The 15,668-nt window shown below is 41.5% G+C and carries 15 protein-coding genes and 1 riboswitch; of the genes, 3 read left to right on the plus strand and 12 right to left on the minus strand.

The window, feature by feature from the left end; genetic code table 11:
- Positions 1–64 precede the first annotated feature (64 nt).
- Both ERX27_RS08635 and ERX27_RS08640 read right to left on the minus strand, forming a co-directional pair.
- A complete protein-coding gene (locus ERX27_RS08635; RefSeq protein ID WP_133432438.1) occupies positions 65–1,891 on the minus strand; it encodes an ABC transporter ATP-binding protein in 1,827 nt (608 codons plus the stop codon).
- On the minus strand, positions 1,884–3,599 hold the full coding sequence (locus ERX27_RS08640; protein WP_133432439.1) for an ABC transporter ATP-binding protein: 1,716 nt from the start codon (positions 3,597–3,599) through the stop codon (positions 1,884–1,886). Before ERX27_RS08640 ends, ERX27_RS08635 begins: the two co-directional genes overlap by 8 nt.
- A gap of 133 nt (positions 3,600–3,732) precedes the next feature.
- Here ERX27_RS08640 and ERX27_RS08645 point away from each other — a divergent pair, with 133 nt between their 5' ends.
- Both ERX27_RS08645 and ERX27_RS08650 read left to right on the plus strand, forming a co-directional pair.
- Positions 3,733–4,386 carry a VTT domain-containing protein gene (locus tag ERX27_RS08645; protein WP_133432440.1) on the plus strand — a complete coding sequence of 218 codons (654 nt, stop codon included), beginning with the start codon at positions 3,733–3,735 and terminating at the stop codon, positions 4,384–4,386.
- A gap of 66 nt (positions 4,387–4,452) precedes the next feature.
- On the plus strand, positions 4,453–5,337 hold the full coding sequence (locus ERX27_RS08650) for a nuclease-related domain-containing protein (RefSeq protein ID WP_165983136.1): 885 nt from the start codon (positions 4,453–4,455) through the stop codon (positions 5,335–5,337).
- Positions 5,338–5,465: 128 nt separating this feature from the next.
- On the opposite strand, the gene ERX27_RS08655 is transcribed toward ERX27_RS08650, so the two are convergent.
- The 7 genes from ERX27_RS08655 to ERX27_RS08685 all read right to left on the minus strand — a co-directional run bounded on the left by ERX27_RS08655 (position 5,466) and on the right by ERX27_RS08685 (position 11,810).
- Positions 5,466–6,167, minus strand: a complete 702-nt coding sequence (locus ERX27_RS08655; RefSeq protein WP_133432442.1) for an ABC transporter ATP-binding protein — start codon at positions 6,165–6,167, stop codon at positions 5,466–5,468.
- Positions 6,160–6,900: an ABC transporter permease gene (locus tag ERX27_RS08660; RefSeq protein WP_133432443.1), complete on the minus strand. Its 741-nt coding sequence runs from the start codon at positions 6,898–6,900 to the stop codon at positions 6,160–6,162. The genes ERX27_RS08655 and ERX27_RS08660 overlap by 8 nt, the downstream gene beginning before the upstream one ends.
- Positions 6,897–7,184, minus strand: coding sequence for a thiamine-binding protein (locus ERX27_RS08665; protein ID WP_133432444.1), 288 nt, complete (start codon positions 7,182–7,184; stop codon positions 6,897–6,899). The genes ERX27_RS08660 and ERX27_RS08665 overlap by 4 nt, the downstream gene beginning before the upstream one ends.
- Entirely contained in the window at positions 7,184–8,173 is a 990-nt protein-coding gene (locus ERX27_RS08670) for an ABC transporter substrate-binding protein (protein ID WP_133432445.1), read from the minus strand. The genes ERX27_RS08665 and ERX27_RS08670 overlap by 1 nt, the downstream gene beginning before the upstream one ends.
- Positions 8,174–8,209: 36 nt before the next feature.
- Positions 8,210–8,309, minus strand: a riboswitch (TPP riboswitch).
- Positions 8,310–8,313: 4 nt separating this feature from the next.
- Entirely contained in the window at positions 8,314–9,177 is an 864-nt protein-coding gene (locus tag ERX27_RS08675; RefSeq protein ID WP_133432446.1) for a 2-oxoacid:ferredoxin oxidoreductase subunit beta, read from the minus strand.
- Positions 9,177–10,919 (minus strand): 2-oxoacid:acceptor oxidoreductase subunit alpha, encoded by a 1,743-nt coding sequence (locus ERX27_RS08680; protein ID WP_133432447.1) that lies wholly within the window; start codon positions 10,917–10,919, stop codon positions 9,177–9,179. Before ERX27_RS08680 ends, ERX27_RS08675 begins: the two co-directional genes overlap by 1 nt.
- 93 nt (positions 10,920–11,012) lie before the next feature.
- Complete coding sequence (locus ERX27_RS08685; RefSeq protein WP_133432448.1) at positions 11,013–11,810, minus strand: TIGR00282 family metallophosphoesterase; 798 nt, start codon at positions 11,808–11,810, stop codon at positions 11,013–11,015.
- 213 nt (positions 11,811–12,023) lie between these two features.
- Between ERX27_RS08685 and ERX27_RS08690 the strand changes: the two genes are divergently transcribed.
- Positions 12,024–12,593 carry a hypothetical protein gene (locus ERX27_RS08690; protein ID WP_133432449.1) on the plus strand — a complete coding sequence of 190 codons (570 nt, stop codon included), beginning with the start codon at positions 12,024–12,026 and terminating at the stop codon, positions 12,591–12,593.
- Positions 12,594–12,656: 63 nt separating this feature from the next.
- Here the strand turns inward: ERX27_RS08690 and nrdG are convergent, their stop codons facing one another.
- The 3 genes from nrdG to ERX27_RS08705 all read right to left on the minus strand — a co-directional run bounded on the left by nrdG (position 12,657) and on the right by ERX27_RS08705 (position 15,505).
- Positions 12,657–13,139, minus strand: a complete 483-nt coding sequence (gene nrdG / locus ERX27_RS08695) for an anaerobic ribonucleoside-triphosphate reductase activating protein (RefSeq protein WP_133432450.1) — start codon at positions 13,137–13,139, stop codon at positions 12,657–12,659.
- Positions 13,136–15,004 carry an anaerobic ribonucleoside-triphosphate reductase gene (nrdD, locus tag ERX27_RS08700; RefSeq protein WP_133432451.1) on the minus strand — a complete coding sequence of 623 codons (1,869 nt, stop codon included), beginning with the start codon at positions 15,002–15,004 and terminating at the stop codon, positions 13,136–13,138. Before nrdD ends, nrdG begins: the two co-directional genes overlap by 4 nt.
- Before the next feature lie 81 nt (positions 15,005–15,085).
- A complete protein-coding gene (locus ERX27_RS08705; protein ID WP_133432452.1) occupies positions 15,086–15,505 on the minus strand; it encodes a hypothetical protein in 420 nt (139 codons plus the stop codon).
- Positions 15,506–15,668: the final 163 nt, after the last annotated feature.

Raw genomic sequence — 15,668 nt, forward strand, 5'->3', positions numbered from 1 at the left:
CCTCTCTAGTCATTTATCATCTTTTTAGTATATTACTTATACCAGACATTTTCAAAGGTTTTTATTAGTCCAGGAGCTCGTCAAAATCACCATTTGATGAATGAACCATCTGACTGTAAAGACCATTCGTCTGAAGGAGCTCCTGCTGGTAACCCTGTTCAATAATTTCACCTTGTGCCAGTACGATGACTTTATCCGTTTTCTTGACCGTATTCAGTCGGTGGGCAATGACGATACTTGTACGACCTGCCATCAATCGATCGATTGCTTCCTGCAGTTTCATTTCAGTTACGGTGTCAATCGAGCTCGTCGCTTCATCAAGCAGTAAAATCTTAGGATCCTGCACAAGAGCACGCGCGATTGACAGGAGCTGTCTTTCGCCTTGTGAAAGCCTTGATTCCTCACCTGATATCACTGTGTCATATCCTTCTTCCAGGCGCATGATAAAGTCATGTGCATTCGCATCTTTAGCTGCCTGAATCACTTCTTCATCTGTCGCCATGTGATTACCGTATTTGATATTATCACGGATTGTACCATCAAAAAGAATCGGATCCTGCAGTACGTAGGCAATCTGACGCCGTAACGTACGGCGAGGCATGCGGGATACAGAAACACCGTCAATCAGAATGTCACCACCCTTAATATCATAGAATCGATTGAGCAGCTGAATAATCGTCGTCTTGCCTGCACCAGTCGCGCCGACAAGTGCAAGTGATTCTCCTGCAGCAAGGTCAAAAGATACATGATTGATGACAATCTTCTGCTGACTGTCATTATATTTAAAGGTTACGTCATGAAACTGAATATGGCCTTGAATTTGAATGGCACCTTCTACAGTATCTGGTTCTTCTTCCTCATCAATAATAGCGAAAACGCGCTCCGCTCCAGCCAGTGCTGATAACACTTCGTTGAACTGGTTGGCAAGGTCTGATAAAGGTCTTGTAAACTGACGGGCATATTCAGCAAAAATAACAATCGTGCCGACGGTTACCGCCTGTCCGTTCAGCGCCAGTATGCCGCCAATTCCGACTACGATGGCAAATGATACGTTATTTAATGTATTCATGACTTTCGGTATTGTACCGGAGTAGCTAATTGACCAGAAGCCCCGTTCACGTACCGCTCGGTTTTTTTGTTCAAAGCCTTGTGTTACTTCTTTTTCCTGTGAGAAAACTTTAACCACTGACTGACCTGAAACAATCTCTTCAATATAGGCGTTCATATCCCCTAATGCCTGCTGGCGCATCTTGTAAAGTGGACCCGTACGGTTCGTAATCCAGCGGGTCGCCAGAAACATAACAGGTATGATAGTCATCGTCAGAAGTGTCAGCACGGGACTCAGAGTCAGCATGACTATAACTGTTCCCACAAGCGTCACAATACTTGATGTGAACTGGATGAACGAAGAGTTTAAAACTTTCGATATATTTTCAATGTCGTTTGTCATTCTGCTCATGATATCACCATGCTGACGTTCATCAAAGAAACGAATCGGCAGCTGCTGCATATGACTGAAGAGCTGCATGCGTAACTTGTAAACCGTTTCCTGGGCGATATTGACCATGATGAAAGCCGCGAGGTAAGTCAGAATGGACAATGCAGCAAAGATAATGAGGAGCCATATAATCTTCTGTGGCAATAAATCGAAACTTTTCGTCATAATATTATGGTCAATAATATGACCGATCAAGTAAGGACCGACTAAACTGAGCAAAGATGTAATGATGACGAGTATGATGACCAATAAGACCATCCATCTGCGGTGTGCCATCAATTGCCAGATACGACTGACTGTGTGCTGCCAGTTATCTGCTCGTTTCTTATCTTTTTTACGACCGATATCTTCTTTCTTTAAGACAGGTTGATGAGAAAATACATCTTTAATCATGAGATTCCTCCTGACTGCGTGCGATATCCTGATAGAGGCTGCTAGTATTCATTAATTCCGCGTGTGTCCCTTTAGCCACTATCCGGCCATGTTCAAGAAGCAGAATCTGATCAGCTGTTTTAGCGGTATGGATTTTCTGAGTGACGATGATACGCGTCATATCCAGTTCCTTAAGTGAATCGAACAAACGGCCTTCCGTATGGATATCGAGAGCTGACGTACTATCATCCAGAATGAGGATTCCGGGCTTTTTAATCAGCGCACGGGCGATGGCCAGTCGCTGTTTCTGGCCTCCTGACAGGTTGACACCTTGCTGTCCCACTCTTGTGCTGTAATCATCATCAAAGTTCATGATTGAATCATGGATCTGAGCGATTTCAGCTGCTCTATAGACTTCCTTGGCACTTGCCTCACTATCACCCCAGCGTACATTGTCGATAATAGAACCGGTAAAGAGCGTCGTCTTCTGCGGCACATAACCGATAAATTCACGCAGCGTTTTCATGTCCCAGTGACGCACATCCTGTTCATTGACCAGAACTTCTCCAGCAGAAACTTCATACATCCTTGGAATCAGTGAGAGCAATGCAGATTTACCTGCACCTGTCTGTCCCATAATGACGAACTTATCGCCGCTGTTCACTTTAAAAGAGACATCCTGTAAAACATAATCCTGTGCCGACGGATATTTAAAAGAAACATTTTTAAACTCAACGGTGTTGTTCAGCTTAACTGTCGCAATTTCATCTGTCGCTAGTTTCTCATCTACTGGTGTGTTCAGGACTTCGCTGATGCGGTCAGCGCTTGCTTTCGCACGAGAAAATGCGATGATAATAAACGCGAACATAGAGAAGCCACCTTGCATCCGCAGTGCGTAGTTGATGACCGCGACTAAAGAGCCGACTTCGAGTGCATTTGACTGAATCATATCACTTCCGAACCAGATGACGAGAAGCATGGATAAATTCATGATAATGAGGAGTACGGGCATGATACTTTCCATCAGTCTAAGCGCATAAACCGTATCTTTTCTAATAGGCGTCGCAACGTCATCAAACTTCTCTGTTTCATAAGGTCCATTTAAAGTAGACTTAATCAGACGTACCCCTTCCAGGTTCTGCTGAACGAAGCGATTGAGATGATCGGTCCTCTTCTGGATACGCAGGAAAATTTTCATGCCACTTCGGGCTGTGAAAAACAGAAAAATAGCCAGGAGCGGCGTACCAATTACGAGATAGATAGCGATTTCTGGTGCTATCACAAAACTCATAATGATACTGCCGATCACAGATAAAGGCGCTTTCAGCATAATACGCAGACTCATAAAGAGCACCATTTCATTCGCGATAATATCACTCGTCAGCCTAGTGATCAGACTCGATGTCTTAAACTGGCTGAGTGTTTTCAGCGAGAAGCCTTGGATCTTTCTGAAAATTGCATTACGCAGATCATATGAAAACATATGACAGACGTGAGAAGAGATAAATGAGTTCAACACACCCGCAAAGAAAGCAATTAAACTGATGCCGAGCATGATGAGCAAATAAGTCTGGATATAGCCGATATCGTTCTGCAGAATGCCGTTATCAATAATATTCTTCATGAGGATAGGTGCATACATATCGACAAATAGCTCTGACAGCATCAAAATAAGCGCAAATAACATAAGACCGAGATAAGGACGGGTGAACTTGATGACTGTTTGCATTGAAAAACCCCTTTCTTTCGTATTCCGAATTAGTTTAATTATGCCATATCGGCACTAAAAATAATCAATAGTTTGCCTGAAAGTATGCAGCCTATTATAATAAAAGAGTTACTAAATTAGATAGGAGCAAATAATGAACTTTTTTTCTCAGCTCATGGATTTTATTCTGCACATTGATAAACATCTAATCAGCATCGTCAGCCAGTATGGCACGCTGACTTATGGTATTTTGTTTTTAATTATTTTTATTGAAACAGGACTCGTCATCATGCCGTTCCTGCCAGGCGACTCCATGCTGTTTGCAGCAGCGGCACTAGCACCGCAAGGCGCACTTAATATCTGGTTATTATTTCTTGTCTGCTTTGTAGCTGCTGTATTAGGAGATACGCTGAACTATCATATCGGTAAATGGGCTGGCCTTGGCGTTACGAAACATCCTCGTTTCGGCCGCTTTATCAAAGAAGAACATTTACTGAAAGCAACAAGTTTCTTCAATAAATATGGCGGTAAAACAATAGTGATGGCCCGCTTTATGCCGTTTATCCGTACTTTCATTCCTTTCGTAGCAGGTGCCAGCCGTATGCATTATAGCTATTTCATTATCTATAATGTCGTAGGTGCCTTTCTCTGGGTAGGTGTCTGTCTCGGACTTGGCTATTTCTTCGGTAACATACCTATCGTCAAAGATAATTTTGAAATCGTCTTAATACTCATTATTGTCATCTCAGTCTTACCAGCAGTTATCAGTGCATTTAAGGCCTGGCGAGAAAAAAGAAGTCATTCTTAATGAATGACTTTTATTTTTTTACAATTATTTAATATGGATGTGCTACATTGTACTTGGAGGTGGCGAATGGCCTATAAAACAAGACCGAGACCACAGGAAATAATCTATTCAGAAGCGCTTGAAAATCGGTTTTCATTTGAAATATCGAACAGCATCATCGGTTATGATGGTGAAGCTTTGTTTGCAGAGTGGCTATATAATCTGCCGAATGCCTGTGTTCTATGGGACATTCACTTGAGTCCTAAATATAAAGGTGAAGTACAATATGACTTTATTGTGAACCATGAACTGACTGTCTATCATTTTGACGTTAAAAATTACAAAGGGCAATATCACTATGTTAATGAAAATTTGCAGAACAGTTACCGGCGCATCATCAAAAATCCTGAACTACAGCTACAACGCGCACACGAATACTTAAGTCATGTGATCAATCAGTTTGATTCTATCTACAGTGTTGAGAGCTATATCTGTTTTGTCAATGAAACATTCTATATGGAAGCGCCGCCGAAGTACCCACACTGGCTGATGCGTCCGCAGATATTCCATAAACTTGATGAACTGAAAGTAGCGAATAGTAATTCGGCAAATAATCGATTGCTAGCGGATTATTTAATCAGACAACATATTGAAAAAGAAGAAATATTTAAACGCGTGCCGATCGAACACATTAGAAAAGGCCTTAAATGTCCAAGTTGTATGAAGATTAATGCAGTTAAGACAGAGATAATTAAATTTAAATGTGTTCTTTGTAATACGACTGGTAAAAACGCTGATCTTATCCATTTCAATCTAGAGGAACTCTATGTACTAAAGAATGCCCCAATTGATATGCGCGATATTCAGCTATTTTTCCCAGAAATTCACCGATCTTCGGTGCAAAGAGTGCTGGCAAAGTATTTTATACGACTTGGAGCTTCGAAAAAACCCAGCTACGTGCCTAAAGTTTGAGGTTACTGTTCAACTTCAGATCTAACATGAGCAGCAAATCATTTTACTGCTCAACTTTTAAAACAACTCGAGCAACAAATCAAAATGCTGCTCAACTTTTCATTAAAGTTGAACAGCATTCGTCATTTTCATCTCAGCATTTCTAGCAACTGTGTTTTCAGCGACACTATTTCCTGTTCTCTCATATGACGTACATCAATGACATGACGGATACTTGCAGGCTTACCCTCCAGCACCACAATCCGGTCAGAAAGTTTGATTGCTTCTTCTATACTATGTGTAATCATGAGCACGGTCCGTTTTTCTACTGCCAGTATTTCTTTCAGCCATGCCTGCATGTCGTAACGTGTGATTTCATCCAGCGCAGAAAAAGGTTCATCCAGTAGCATCAATTCGCCTGGTGTATTGAGTGCGCGCAGAAACGAAACACGCTGCTTCATACCACCGCTTAAACTATCCGGATAATGTTCTCGGATTTCGTCAAAGCCGCTTCGTTCTAATAGTTCATCCAGTCGTCCAGCTGTATCTCCTTTGATTTCACTGCCAAGTGCGATATTATCGGCTACTGTCCGCCAAGGCATAAGAGACGGTGTCTGAGGCATGTAGGCAACATGACCAGTACGACCCACAACACTTCGACCTTCTAAAATTACTTCCCCTGTATCCGGCACTAATAGTCCGCCAATAATATTGAATATCGTCGATTTACCACTGCCGGAAGACCCTAAAATGGTGACAAACTCACCTTCCTGAACTTCCAGATTCACTTGAGATAAGACTTGGTTAGTGCCAAACATATGACTGATATCCTTCAGAATAAGCTTAGTCATGTTTCCACCTCACTGTCAGCTTCTCTAAGAACCTGATCACGCCGAATATGATAAGCGCAAATATAACAATCCAGACTATCGCAACAAAGACCCGGTCAACCTGAAAGGCACGCTGCGCGATAATCATATATTTGCCGAGGCCTTTATCACTGCCCAACCACTCTGAAATAATGGCCCCCATAACGGAATAGGTACCCGCAATCTTGAGGCCATTAAACAAAAATGGCATACTACCAGGCCACTCCAGTTTTCTGAAAATCTGCATACGGCTCGCACCTGAAATCAGCATATACTTCTTCAGATCTTTATCGACCGATTTGAATCCTTCAAGAAGACTGACCGTCACTGGAAAGAAACAGACGAGTGTAATGACGATAAGTTTTGGCAGAAGGCCAAAACCAAACCAGATGACGAGAAGCGGTGCTATAACAATGACCGGTACATTCTGACTGACCACAAGCAGCGGATAGATGAACGGCTCAAGCGCAGGCACAAGATGCAGAATGACAGCCATCATGACGCCAAACACAATCGACATCCCTAAACCCTCCAGCACAAGAAGTACAGTCGGTATAAGATCATCTTTATAATCCGGAAAAGCTGTAACAAATGCTGATGCAATAGCGCTCGGTGCTGGTAGTGTATAACTGTCTACATTGAGTAGTCGTACGAGCACTTCCCATAGTGCCAGCAGCACCACAATAAAAAGAGTAAACTTTAAATAGTATTTCATCTGTATTTTTTGACGAGTTCAGTCATCGATGCAACTTCAGCATGATAGAACTTGACTTGAGAGATGACACTGACAATACCTTCAGCCATCATCTTGTTGTTCATCTCTTCAATGAGCTGCAGGAGTTCCGGCATATTCCCTTCTATTGTTGTATCAAGCGGATTCACGACATAAGGCAGACCACTCGCCTGAATGATTTCAATGGCCTTATCGACATAAGGAATCACATCTTCACCGTTCGGTGTCTTCGGTATAATCTGGATGCTCATCAATGTATTAGCCATTAGTTCCCCTCCACAAATTCATTGGTAAATGCTTCTTCAGCATTGAAATCTTTTTTAATGATTTTATTCTCTTTCATAAACTGTGCAAAGTTCTCCCAGACTTTCTTATCCTGTACGCCCCACTCTTTTGCATCGTCCTGATACTTATCTTTCAAGTATTCCTGACTCTTATAAACCAGTTCTTTACTCTCTTTTAATTCAGGTGCTTCTTTAAGTAAAATATCAGCGCTTGCTTTTGGGTCTTTAATCGCAAACTCGTAGCCTTCCTGAACAGACGCCATAAAGGCATCGACTGTTTCCTTATCAGACTGGATATATTTTTCATTTGCAATGATGACCGGCGTATAGTAATCGAGGTTTTTGTCGTAATCTGTTAAATACTGCATGTTGACTTTTTCGCCGCGTGTCTCTGCTTCAATACCGGTCCAGGCATAGTAAACCCAGGCAAAATCGATATTTTTCTTAGAGGCTGTGAAGAAATCGGTATTACCCATATTGACGACTTTGACGTCTTTAACATCTGCTCCGTCTTTTTTCATAACGGCATCAATAATCGGTTTCTCAATCGGCGCACCCCAGCCGCCATAAGTCTTACCGGCATAGTCTTTAGGTGATTTAATATTTTTAGAGGCAAGACTCATAAACCCGCTCGTATTGTGCTGAATAATCGCTCCGATTGATTTGACCGGCACGCCTTCCGTACGTTCCTGAGTAACTTGTTCCTGCGCGCTGATACCAAACTGAACTTTGTTGGCAGCAACGAGCTGGTCTGCTGTCACGTCTCCAGGTGTTTTAATCGTTACGTCAAGACCATGTTCTTTAAAATAGCCTTTGTCTTTAGCCACGTAAATACCTGTGTGATTCGTGTTAGGTGTCCAGTCAAGCATCAGTGTTACTTTTTTCAGTTCTTTTGAATCTTTCTTCTCGCCTTGATCACTGCAGCCTGCTAATAAGATTAGACAGCTTGCGCCTACTAATAATTTCTTCATCAGTTTTCCTCCATTAAAAAAACACAACCTGCTGAGGTTGTGTTTGAGACACTTCCCTCCGTCAGCATTATCTGACCAGGTTAAAAGGGTTTAGGATAAAATCCAGTCTCAGCACGAAGCTCCCCTAGTGTTTTTATGATTTATTTAAATTGTAACATAAGATCATTGAATTCGGGCTGTGTAATTTTCATCTCTGCCTGAGATAAATTCGGGCTATAGCCGTCGATCTGTTCTGCGTAGCTTGGTGTCTCTGTATCCTGATAGACAATACCTGTCACGAGGCCGTCATGCTCCATTACGGTTGATAACGCCTGAGATTTATTAGTAGGGTCGTAACCTTCAATGTCAGCGATTTTAGTCAGGTTTTCCTTGAACCAGTCGTACGTATTAATTTTGTTATAAGTGACACATGGTGAGAAAACATTGATAAAAGAGAATCCTTTATGCTGAATACCCGCTTCAATAATCGCCGTCAGTTCTTTAATATCTGATGAGAAACTTTGTGCGATAAATGTTGCACCACTTGTGATTGCCAGTTCAAGAGGCGATACATTCTTTTCAATAGAGCCTTTAGGTGTCGTCTTCGTCACAAAACCGTGCGCTGAACTCGGTGAAGTCTGTCCTTTTGTCAGTCCATAAATCTGGTTATCCATGACAATGTAAGTTAAGTCAATGTTACGGCGCAGCGCATGAATCGTATGACCCATACCAATCGCGAAACCATCTCCGTCACCACCAGAAGCGATGACTGTCAGTTCCTGGTTGGCCATCTTCACACCTTGAGCAAGCGGTAATGCGCGACCATGAATGCTGTGGAAGCCGTATGAATTGATATACCCTGATAAACGGCCAGAACAGCCTATACCGGTAATAACAGCGAGGTTCTCCGGCTCAAGGCCGACTCCTGCTGCTGCTTTTTGGATAGCGGCCTGCACAGAGAAATCTCCGCAGCCCGGACACCAGTTAGGTTTTACTGTATTTCTGAAATCTTTGAATGTTGCCATTATTTGTCGACTCCTTCATTCACCACTGTATTGATCTTATCTTCAATATCATGCGGCAGGAATGGTGTTCCGTCATATTTGACGAAACTAGTTATTTTATTCTGATGCTGTGTATTCATTCTGATGATCTGAGCAAGCTGACCTTGATAGTTGTTTTCTGCTACGATGACTTTTTTCGCTTTATCAAGCGCAGACTGTACTTCTTCTGTCGGGAACGGGTGCAGCTGTCTGATCTGCATGTGGTTGACTTTAAGATCTGTACGCATCATTGCTTCTTCAATCGCACCATGAGTAGAAATAAAACCAATAACAAGGATATCAGCGTCGGCGTGACCCCCGCTTTCTACAACAGGCTGTTCAATTTTCAGCGCTTCAATTTTACGCATACGTTTTTCCATCTGTTTAATACGGTTAACAGGTGATTCAGATGGCTTACCATCTTCAGCGTGCTCAACACCTGTTACGTGATGGATGCCGTTTTTCGTTCCAGGCAATGTACGTGGAGAGACACCTGTTTCTGTCACTTCATAGCGCTTGAAGTAATCTTTCGTCTCTGCATCCGGTACGTCACTGACAATATTGCCGCGGCGGATATCGATGCGGTTGTAATCCAGCTCAGGGACCGTCTGCTTACCGAGTGATAACTGCAGGTCACTTAAGAGAATAACCGGACATTGATATTCCTCAGCAAGGTTAAAGGCTTCCATTGATAAATAAAAGGCATCTTCAACAGTAGTCGGCGCGATAACAATCTTCGGAATATCACCATGTGTACCATAGATCATCTGCATTAAATCGGATTGTTCCTGCTTTGTCGGCAGACCTGTTGACGGGCCGCCGCGCATTGTGTTGACGATGACGAGCGGCTGTTCTGTCATACCTGAAAGACCGATCGCTTCCATCATGAGTGACAGACCAGGACCCGCTGACGCTGTGAACGCTCTGACACCGGCATAATTGACACCAATCGCCATTACAGCAGCCGCTATCTCATCTTCTGTCTGGATGACCGTACCGTTAAATTTAGGCAGCTTATCAATCATATACTCCATGATCTCTGAGGCAGGTGTAATCGGATAAGCAGCCATAAAACGAGCGCCGCCTGCTAAGGCACCTAGTGAAATGGCTTCATTACCAATCATGAAGAGATGACCGACGCCATCACTGTCTTCAAGATTAAAACGGTCACCAATCTCTTCACCGTATTTCAATATTTCAGCGACACCACTTTTCAATGCCTCTTTATTCAGTGCAACGATTTTATCGCCTTTTTTCTTGAACATCAATTCTACTAGTTCTTCAAATGGTTCAAGTGAGAGACCTAAAAGTTGAACAGTCGCACCGACTGCAACCATGTTTTTCATGAGAGCAGTACCCAGTTCCTTCGCGATTTCCGTGAAGTTGATTTCAATCAGCAGTCCTTCAAAATCTTCCGGTTTCTCAGGACTGAATTTGCCGTCCGCTAAAATAACACCTTCTGATGTCAGTTCCTGATAGTTAAGATCGATCGTCTCCTGGTCAAATGCCACGAGAATATCTAAATCGTCACTGATCGCGTAAACAGGTGTAGTTGAGACACGGATTTTATTATTAGTGTGTCCCCCTTTGATACGACTTGAGAAATGACGATAGCCATATAAATAATAGCCTTGTCTATTTAAAGCAGTTGAAAAAATCTCACCCGTTGATTCAATTCCTTCCCCCTGCTGTCCACCGACTTTCCATGAAATTTGTGATTTCAAGTTTTCATCCTCCTACAATTTATCTCATCACTCAATATAACAGAAAAACCGCACAGTCACATGACTTGTGCGGGTATTTGAACTAAATTCATACTAATGGCCGATAAACGGCTGATCAGGATTGATTAAGATACGTTCGATTTTCTTTGTTTTACCTGCTTTATCAAGTTCAATGTAAACACCTGACAGGACACCACGACCTGTTTCATGCAGGACATGCTTGACGGGTAAACCTGTTATAAAACGGTGAATCACTTCATCTTTATTGATGCCAAGAATGCCGTCATAATCCCCTGTCATCCCCACATCTGTGATAAAGCCGGTACCTTGCGGCAGAATACGGTTATCCGATGTCTGAATATGTGTATGCGTTCCGACAACGGCACTGACACGACCATCTAAATAATAGCCCATTGCGCCTTTTTCAGAAGTTGTCTCGGCATGAAAATCAACGAATATATGATTTGTTTCTTTACGCGCCATCTCAATTAATTCATCCGCTTTTTTAAAAGGATCATCGATAGCAGGTAGAAACGCTCTGCCCTGCAGATTAATGATAGCGAGCTTATCCTGATTGAAGCGAACAATTTTCATTCCGACACCTGGTGCTTCTGCCGGGTAATTCGCTGGCCGAATCATCTTGATGTCCTGATCGAGAAAATCATAGACATCTCGCTGACCATATGTGTGATTACCAAGTGTGACGAAGTCCACCCCTTGAGTCATAAATGATTTATAAATCTTTTCGGTGATGCCTCGGCCATGTGCAGCATTTTCACCATTTACAATTGTAAAGTTAGGTTGATACTTCTTCTTTAAGTGCGGGAGATGCTCACTTAACATATCACGGCCTATTGATCCCACTATATCTCCAATAAATAAAATTCTCATCTTATGCTCCTTTAACTGTTCATCCTATGTTATTGTACCAAAAAGCTGGCAATGGTACTTCAATTATGGATACTATAAATATGTATGACCGTTCATTATGATCTTTATGTAGTAGCCGTCATTTTCAATCATTTTTGAAAAGAATAAAAGCATGTAAAAAAACAATTTGGATATGATAAACTAAATCTAAATCCAAGAAAAAGAGGTTGAAGCATGTCACTTAAGAAAATATCGATTATTTTGTGTACATCAGCAGTTGTCCTGACTGCTTGTGGCGCTAAAGAAGAACCTGCAGAAACTAAAACAAATCAGATTTCAAGTGAAGCTAAAAAAGCAATCGAAGAAAGTAAAAAACGCGGACAAATAAAAGCTGAAAAGCGTAATTCACAGGAAAATCAGACATCAGAAGTTTCAACTGAACCACCAACGACAGAAGCACCTGCTGTTTCAACTGAAGAGGTAACTACAGAACTGCCAACTACAGCATTACCAACAACAGAAATACCTGTCACTTCTACTCCTACTACAGAGGAGCCAACTACAGAAACATTATCAACTGAAGAAGCTTCTTCAGAGTCACTGAGTACAGAAAATCCAGTTAGCAGTGTGACTACTGCAGATCAGCTTCAGCAGATTATGTTCGGTAATTATACTGAGGTCGAGAAAAGACAAGCCTACAACGCAGCTGTGGCTAGTGGTGTAATTCCACCTGGTCATATGGATGGCGGCACAACTATGCAAGCCTATCAAAGTTCAATAAACGTCCAACAAGGCTTAGAATAAAATAAGGTCACTACAGTAGTGACCTTTAATTTTAAACTTATAAGTTTACATAATATAGTTATATTAATTTTTAGATAAATAATGTATCCTTTGATTGAGTGAACCACGAAAAGCTAAGTCAGCTTTAAGCCTTTTAACAAACGGCCCGTCCACTAACACATCTGCCGCACTTAGAATCCATTTTAACTGATCATCGTATTCGATATATTCTTTCATATAGCCTGTCCATATCCAGATATCCTTTGTACTGCCAAAATGTAAACGTACAGCATGGATTAAACGCTTCAATACCAGCTGATTTTGAAGTGGCTCCCCGCCCAGTATAGACAGACCTTTAATATAGTCCGGCCTCAATAAGTAAATGATTCTGTTAAGCAGTTCATCGGTCAATTCTTCTCCCGCATCAAAACGCCATAAAGAAGCATTAAAACAGCCAGGACATCTGAAGTGACAGCCAGCTAAATACACGCTCACTCTAACGCCTTCACCGTCTGTTACACAATCCGGTATAATTCTAGCGACTCTGTTCTCTCCGTCATATTTCATAAATGCTTCACTCGACTCGCAATCTCCTGGTGACGACCTTTAACCATCGGCCGCTTAAGCGGATTGCCGAGATAGCCACATGTTCGTTTAACAACATCTGCTCGTGAAGGGTCATGGTTACCACATTCAGGACATACAAACCCTTCAGCTGTCGGCTTAAACTCACCTTCAAAGTCGCAGTCATAACAATGGTCAATCGGCAGATTTGTGCCAAGGTATCCAATTTTATCATATGCATAATCCCACACAGCTTCAAGCGCCTGAGGATTATGGTGCAGCGAAGGGTACTCGCAATAATGGATAAAGCCACCTATCGAGTATCTAGCAAATGACTGCTCGAGGCGAATCTTCTGGAATGGAGAGATTTTTTTGCGTACATCATAGTGAAAAGAATTAGTATAGTATCCTTTATCTGTGACATCTTTTATGTCACCAAACTGTTCTCTATCTAACTGACAGAAACGATCAGTCAGCGACTCGCTAGGCGTGCCATAAACACTGAACTGTACATCATACATATGGCTCCACGTCTCAGTCTGTTCATACATGAATTTAACAACAGAGACCAGGCTACTGACCGCTTCATCATCACTCTCCCAGTCGTTGTCAAAGAGCAGCACGCCTACCTCGTAAAGGCCGATATAACCCACACTCACTGTACATCTTCTGTTATAGAATAACTGGTCTATCTCTTCACCATTATCAAGTCTGCTAAGTGCACCATATTGATACAGAATAGGCGCATTCTCTGGACGTGCTTCTTTCACTCTTTTGATTCTATATAGACACGCGTCTTTCACTATTTGCATTCTCTCTTCCAGTATGGTCATAAAGACTTCCAGACTTCCTCCGCTATCGATGGCGATTCTGGGCAAGTTTAAAGTGGTGACACCTAAATTAAACCGTCCGCTATTGATGTACTCACCGTTCTGTTCAAAACTGTTTAGAAAACTTCTACAGCCCATCGGCACTTTAAAGTCACCAATCATATCTGTTAAAGCCTTGTAATTAAGCACATCCGGATACATTCTTTTTGTCGAACACTCAATAGCAAGCTTTTTAATATCATAGTTAGGATCGTCATGCATCAGGTTAACCCCTTTTTTTAAAGAGAAAACCAGTTTCGGAAAAATAGCTGTCGCTGCCTCTTTTCCTAAGCCCTTTATTCTGATATCCAGTATCGCCTGCTGTATCAATCTACTATAATCATCGGTGCCAAGGCCAAATCCAAAAGTCACAAAAGGTGTCTGACCGTTCGAAGAATAGAGTGTATTAATTTCATACTCAAGTGATTGCATAGCGCTATATACATCACGTCGGGTCATGTTCATTACGTATGAATCAATCTCACTGATATGATAGGTGACTGCATCCTGATGGTGTCTGTCAGCATTTAAGACAGCATATTTACTGAGTATTTCATCAAGACGATCTACCGAACACCCCCCGTACTGGCTACTGGCGACGTTCGCTATAATCTGAGCAATCTGGGCAGCAGCTGTCTGTATTGATTTAGGGGGTTCTACTTCTGCATTACCTATTTTAAACCCGTTGTTCAGCATATCTTCAATATTGATTAAACAGCAGTTTGTCATGGGCATATAGGGATGATAATCCAGATCATGAAAATGAACTTCACCTTTGATATGAGACTCTCTGATATGTGCAGGCAGCCATTTCAATCCATAATATTTAGCAACAGTACCTGCAGTTAAATCTCTAAGCGTGTTGAACACATTTGAATCTTTGTTAGCATTCTCGTTAATAATGGACTTCTCTTTATTCTGTAATCTTTCCATTTGAGTTTCCAGCGACATCCAATCACTTCTTTCACAATATATAGTGTTAACAACAATATTATACATCTATATATAGTATTTAAAAGGAGTATGGACAGACTGTACTGAAACGTTCAAAATGATGTGATTAATGTGATTTATATTACATTAGAGCTCGAGATTATTAAATCGTTCATGAGAAGTGAGCAATTTCAGTATAATCGCTTCATTTTCGCTTATTCTAGTATTAAATTTGCTGGAAAATAATGCCCCGTCTAATTCTATAATGATATCAATACGCTGCGTATCGTTGGTAACAGGATCAATCGAAATGATATTAACAGTACCTGACTCATTCATAGAAAGCTGGTAGTAGATGCCGAGCCATTCAATTAAACCACCTTCCACTTTAATTTTGACCGCTTCACTGTTTTTGACGTTTGCACTGATTTCCTGATTAAGTTGCTCGATATAGGCTGTTATCGTCTGGAATAATTGAAGCGCTGCCTTATTATAGCCAGTATAAGTCGTCACTTTCTGAACTCGTTTATCGAGCATTTTAAAAAGATTTGTCTTAATGTTATCCATCTATTTTCCTCCTCAAAAAAACACAGAGCTCAGGCTGAGGTCACTGAAAATCTCCTTTAATAATCTACGATTATTCTGATAATTAAAGAAGAATCGCAATTGAATAAAAATCTTTTAGAGAACATGAATTTTGAAATTCATGTTCTTTATTTTGTTCTCATCA

It is taken from the genome of Macrococcus brunensis (genome assembly GCF_004359615.1).
Taxonomy (GTDB): domain Bacteria; phylum Bacillota; class Bacilli; order Staphylococcales; family Staphylococcaceae; genus Macrococcus; species Macrococcus brunensis.

What these genes read in the sequence shown, in the direction of transcription:
- ERX27_RS08650 (WP_165983136.1), top strand. Translation starts at nt 4,453, where the DNA reads ATGGCCTATAAAACAAGACCGAGACCACAGGAAATAATCTATTCAGAA.
- ERX27_RS08640 (WP_133432439.1), bottom strand. Translation starts at nt 3,599, where the DNA reads ATGCAAACAGTCATCAAGTTCACCCGTCCTTATCTCGGTCTTATGTTA.
- nrdG (WP_133432450.1), bottom strand. Translation starts at nt 13,139, where the DNA reads ATGAAATATGACGGAGAGAACAGAGTCGCTAGAATTATACCGGATTGT.
- ERX27_RS08660 (WP_133432443.1), bottom strand. Translation starts at nt 6,900, where the DNA reads ATGAAATACTATTTAAAGTTTACTCTTTTTATTGTGGTGCTGCTGGCA.
- ERX27_RS08690 (WP_133432449.1), top strand. Translation starts at nt 12,024, where the DNA reads ATGTCACTTAAGAAAATATCGATTATTTTGTGTACATCAGCAGTTGTC.
- ERX27_RS08670 (WP_133432445.1), bottom strand. Translation starts at nt 8,173, where the DNA reads ATGAAGAAATTATTAGTAGGCGCAAGCTGTCTAATCTTATTAGCAGGC.
- ERX27_RS08635 (WP_133432438.1), bottom strand. Translation starts at nt 1,891, where the DNA reads ATGATTAAAGATGTATTTTCTCATCAACCTGTCTTAAAGAAAGAAGAT.
- ERX27_RS08685 (WP_133432448.1), bottom strand. Translation starts at nt 11,810, where the DNA reads ATGAGAATTTTATTTATTGGAGATATAGTGGGATCAATAGGCCGTGAT.
- ERX27_RS08655 (WP_133432442.1), bottom strand. Translation starts at nt 6,167, where the DNA reads ATGACTAAGCTTATTCTGAAGGATATCAGTCATATGTTTGGCACTAAC.
- nrdD (WP_133432451.1), bottom strand. Translation starts at nt 15,004, where the DNA reads ATGTATAATATTGTTGTTAACACTATATATTGTGAAAGAAGTGATTGG.
- ERX27_RS08665 (WP_133432444.1), bottom strand. Translation starts at nt 7,184, where the DNA reads ATGGCTAATACATTGATGAGCATCCAGATTATACCGAAGACACCGAAC.
- ERX27_RS08645 (WP_133432440.1), top strand. Translation starts at nt 3,733, where the DNA reads ATGAACTTTTTTTCTCAGCTCATGGATTTTATTCTGCACATTGATAAA.
- ERX27_RS08675 (WP_133432446.1), bottom strand. Translation starts at nt 9,177, where the DNA reads ATGGCAACATTCAAAGATTTCAGAAATACAGTAAAACCTAACTGGTGT.
- ERX27_RS08705 (WP_133432452.1), bottom strand. Translation starts at nt 15,505, where the DNA reads ATGGATAACATTAAGACAAATCTTTTTAAAATGCTCGATAAACGAGTT.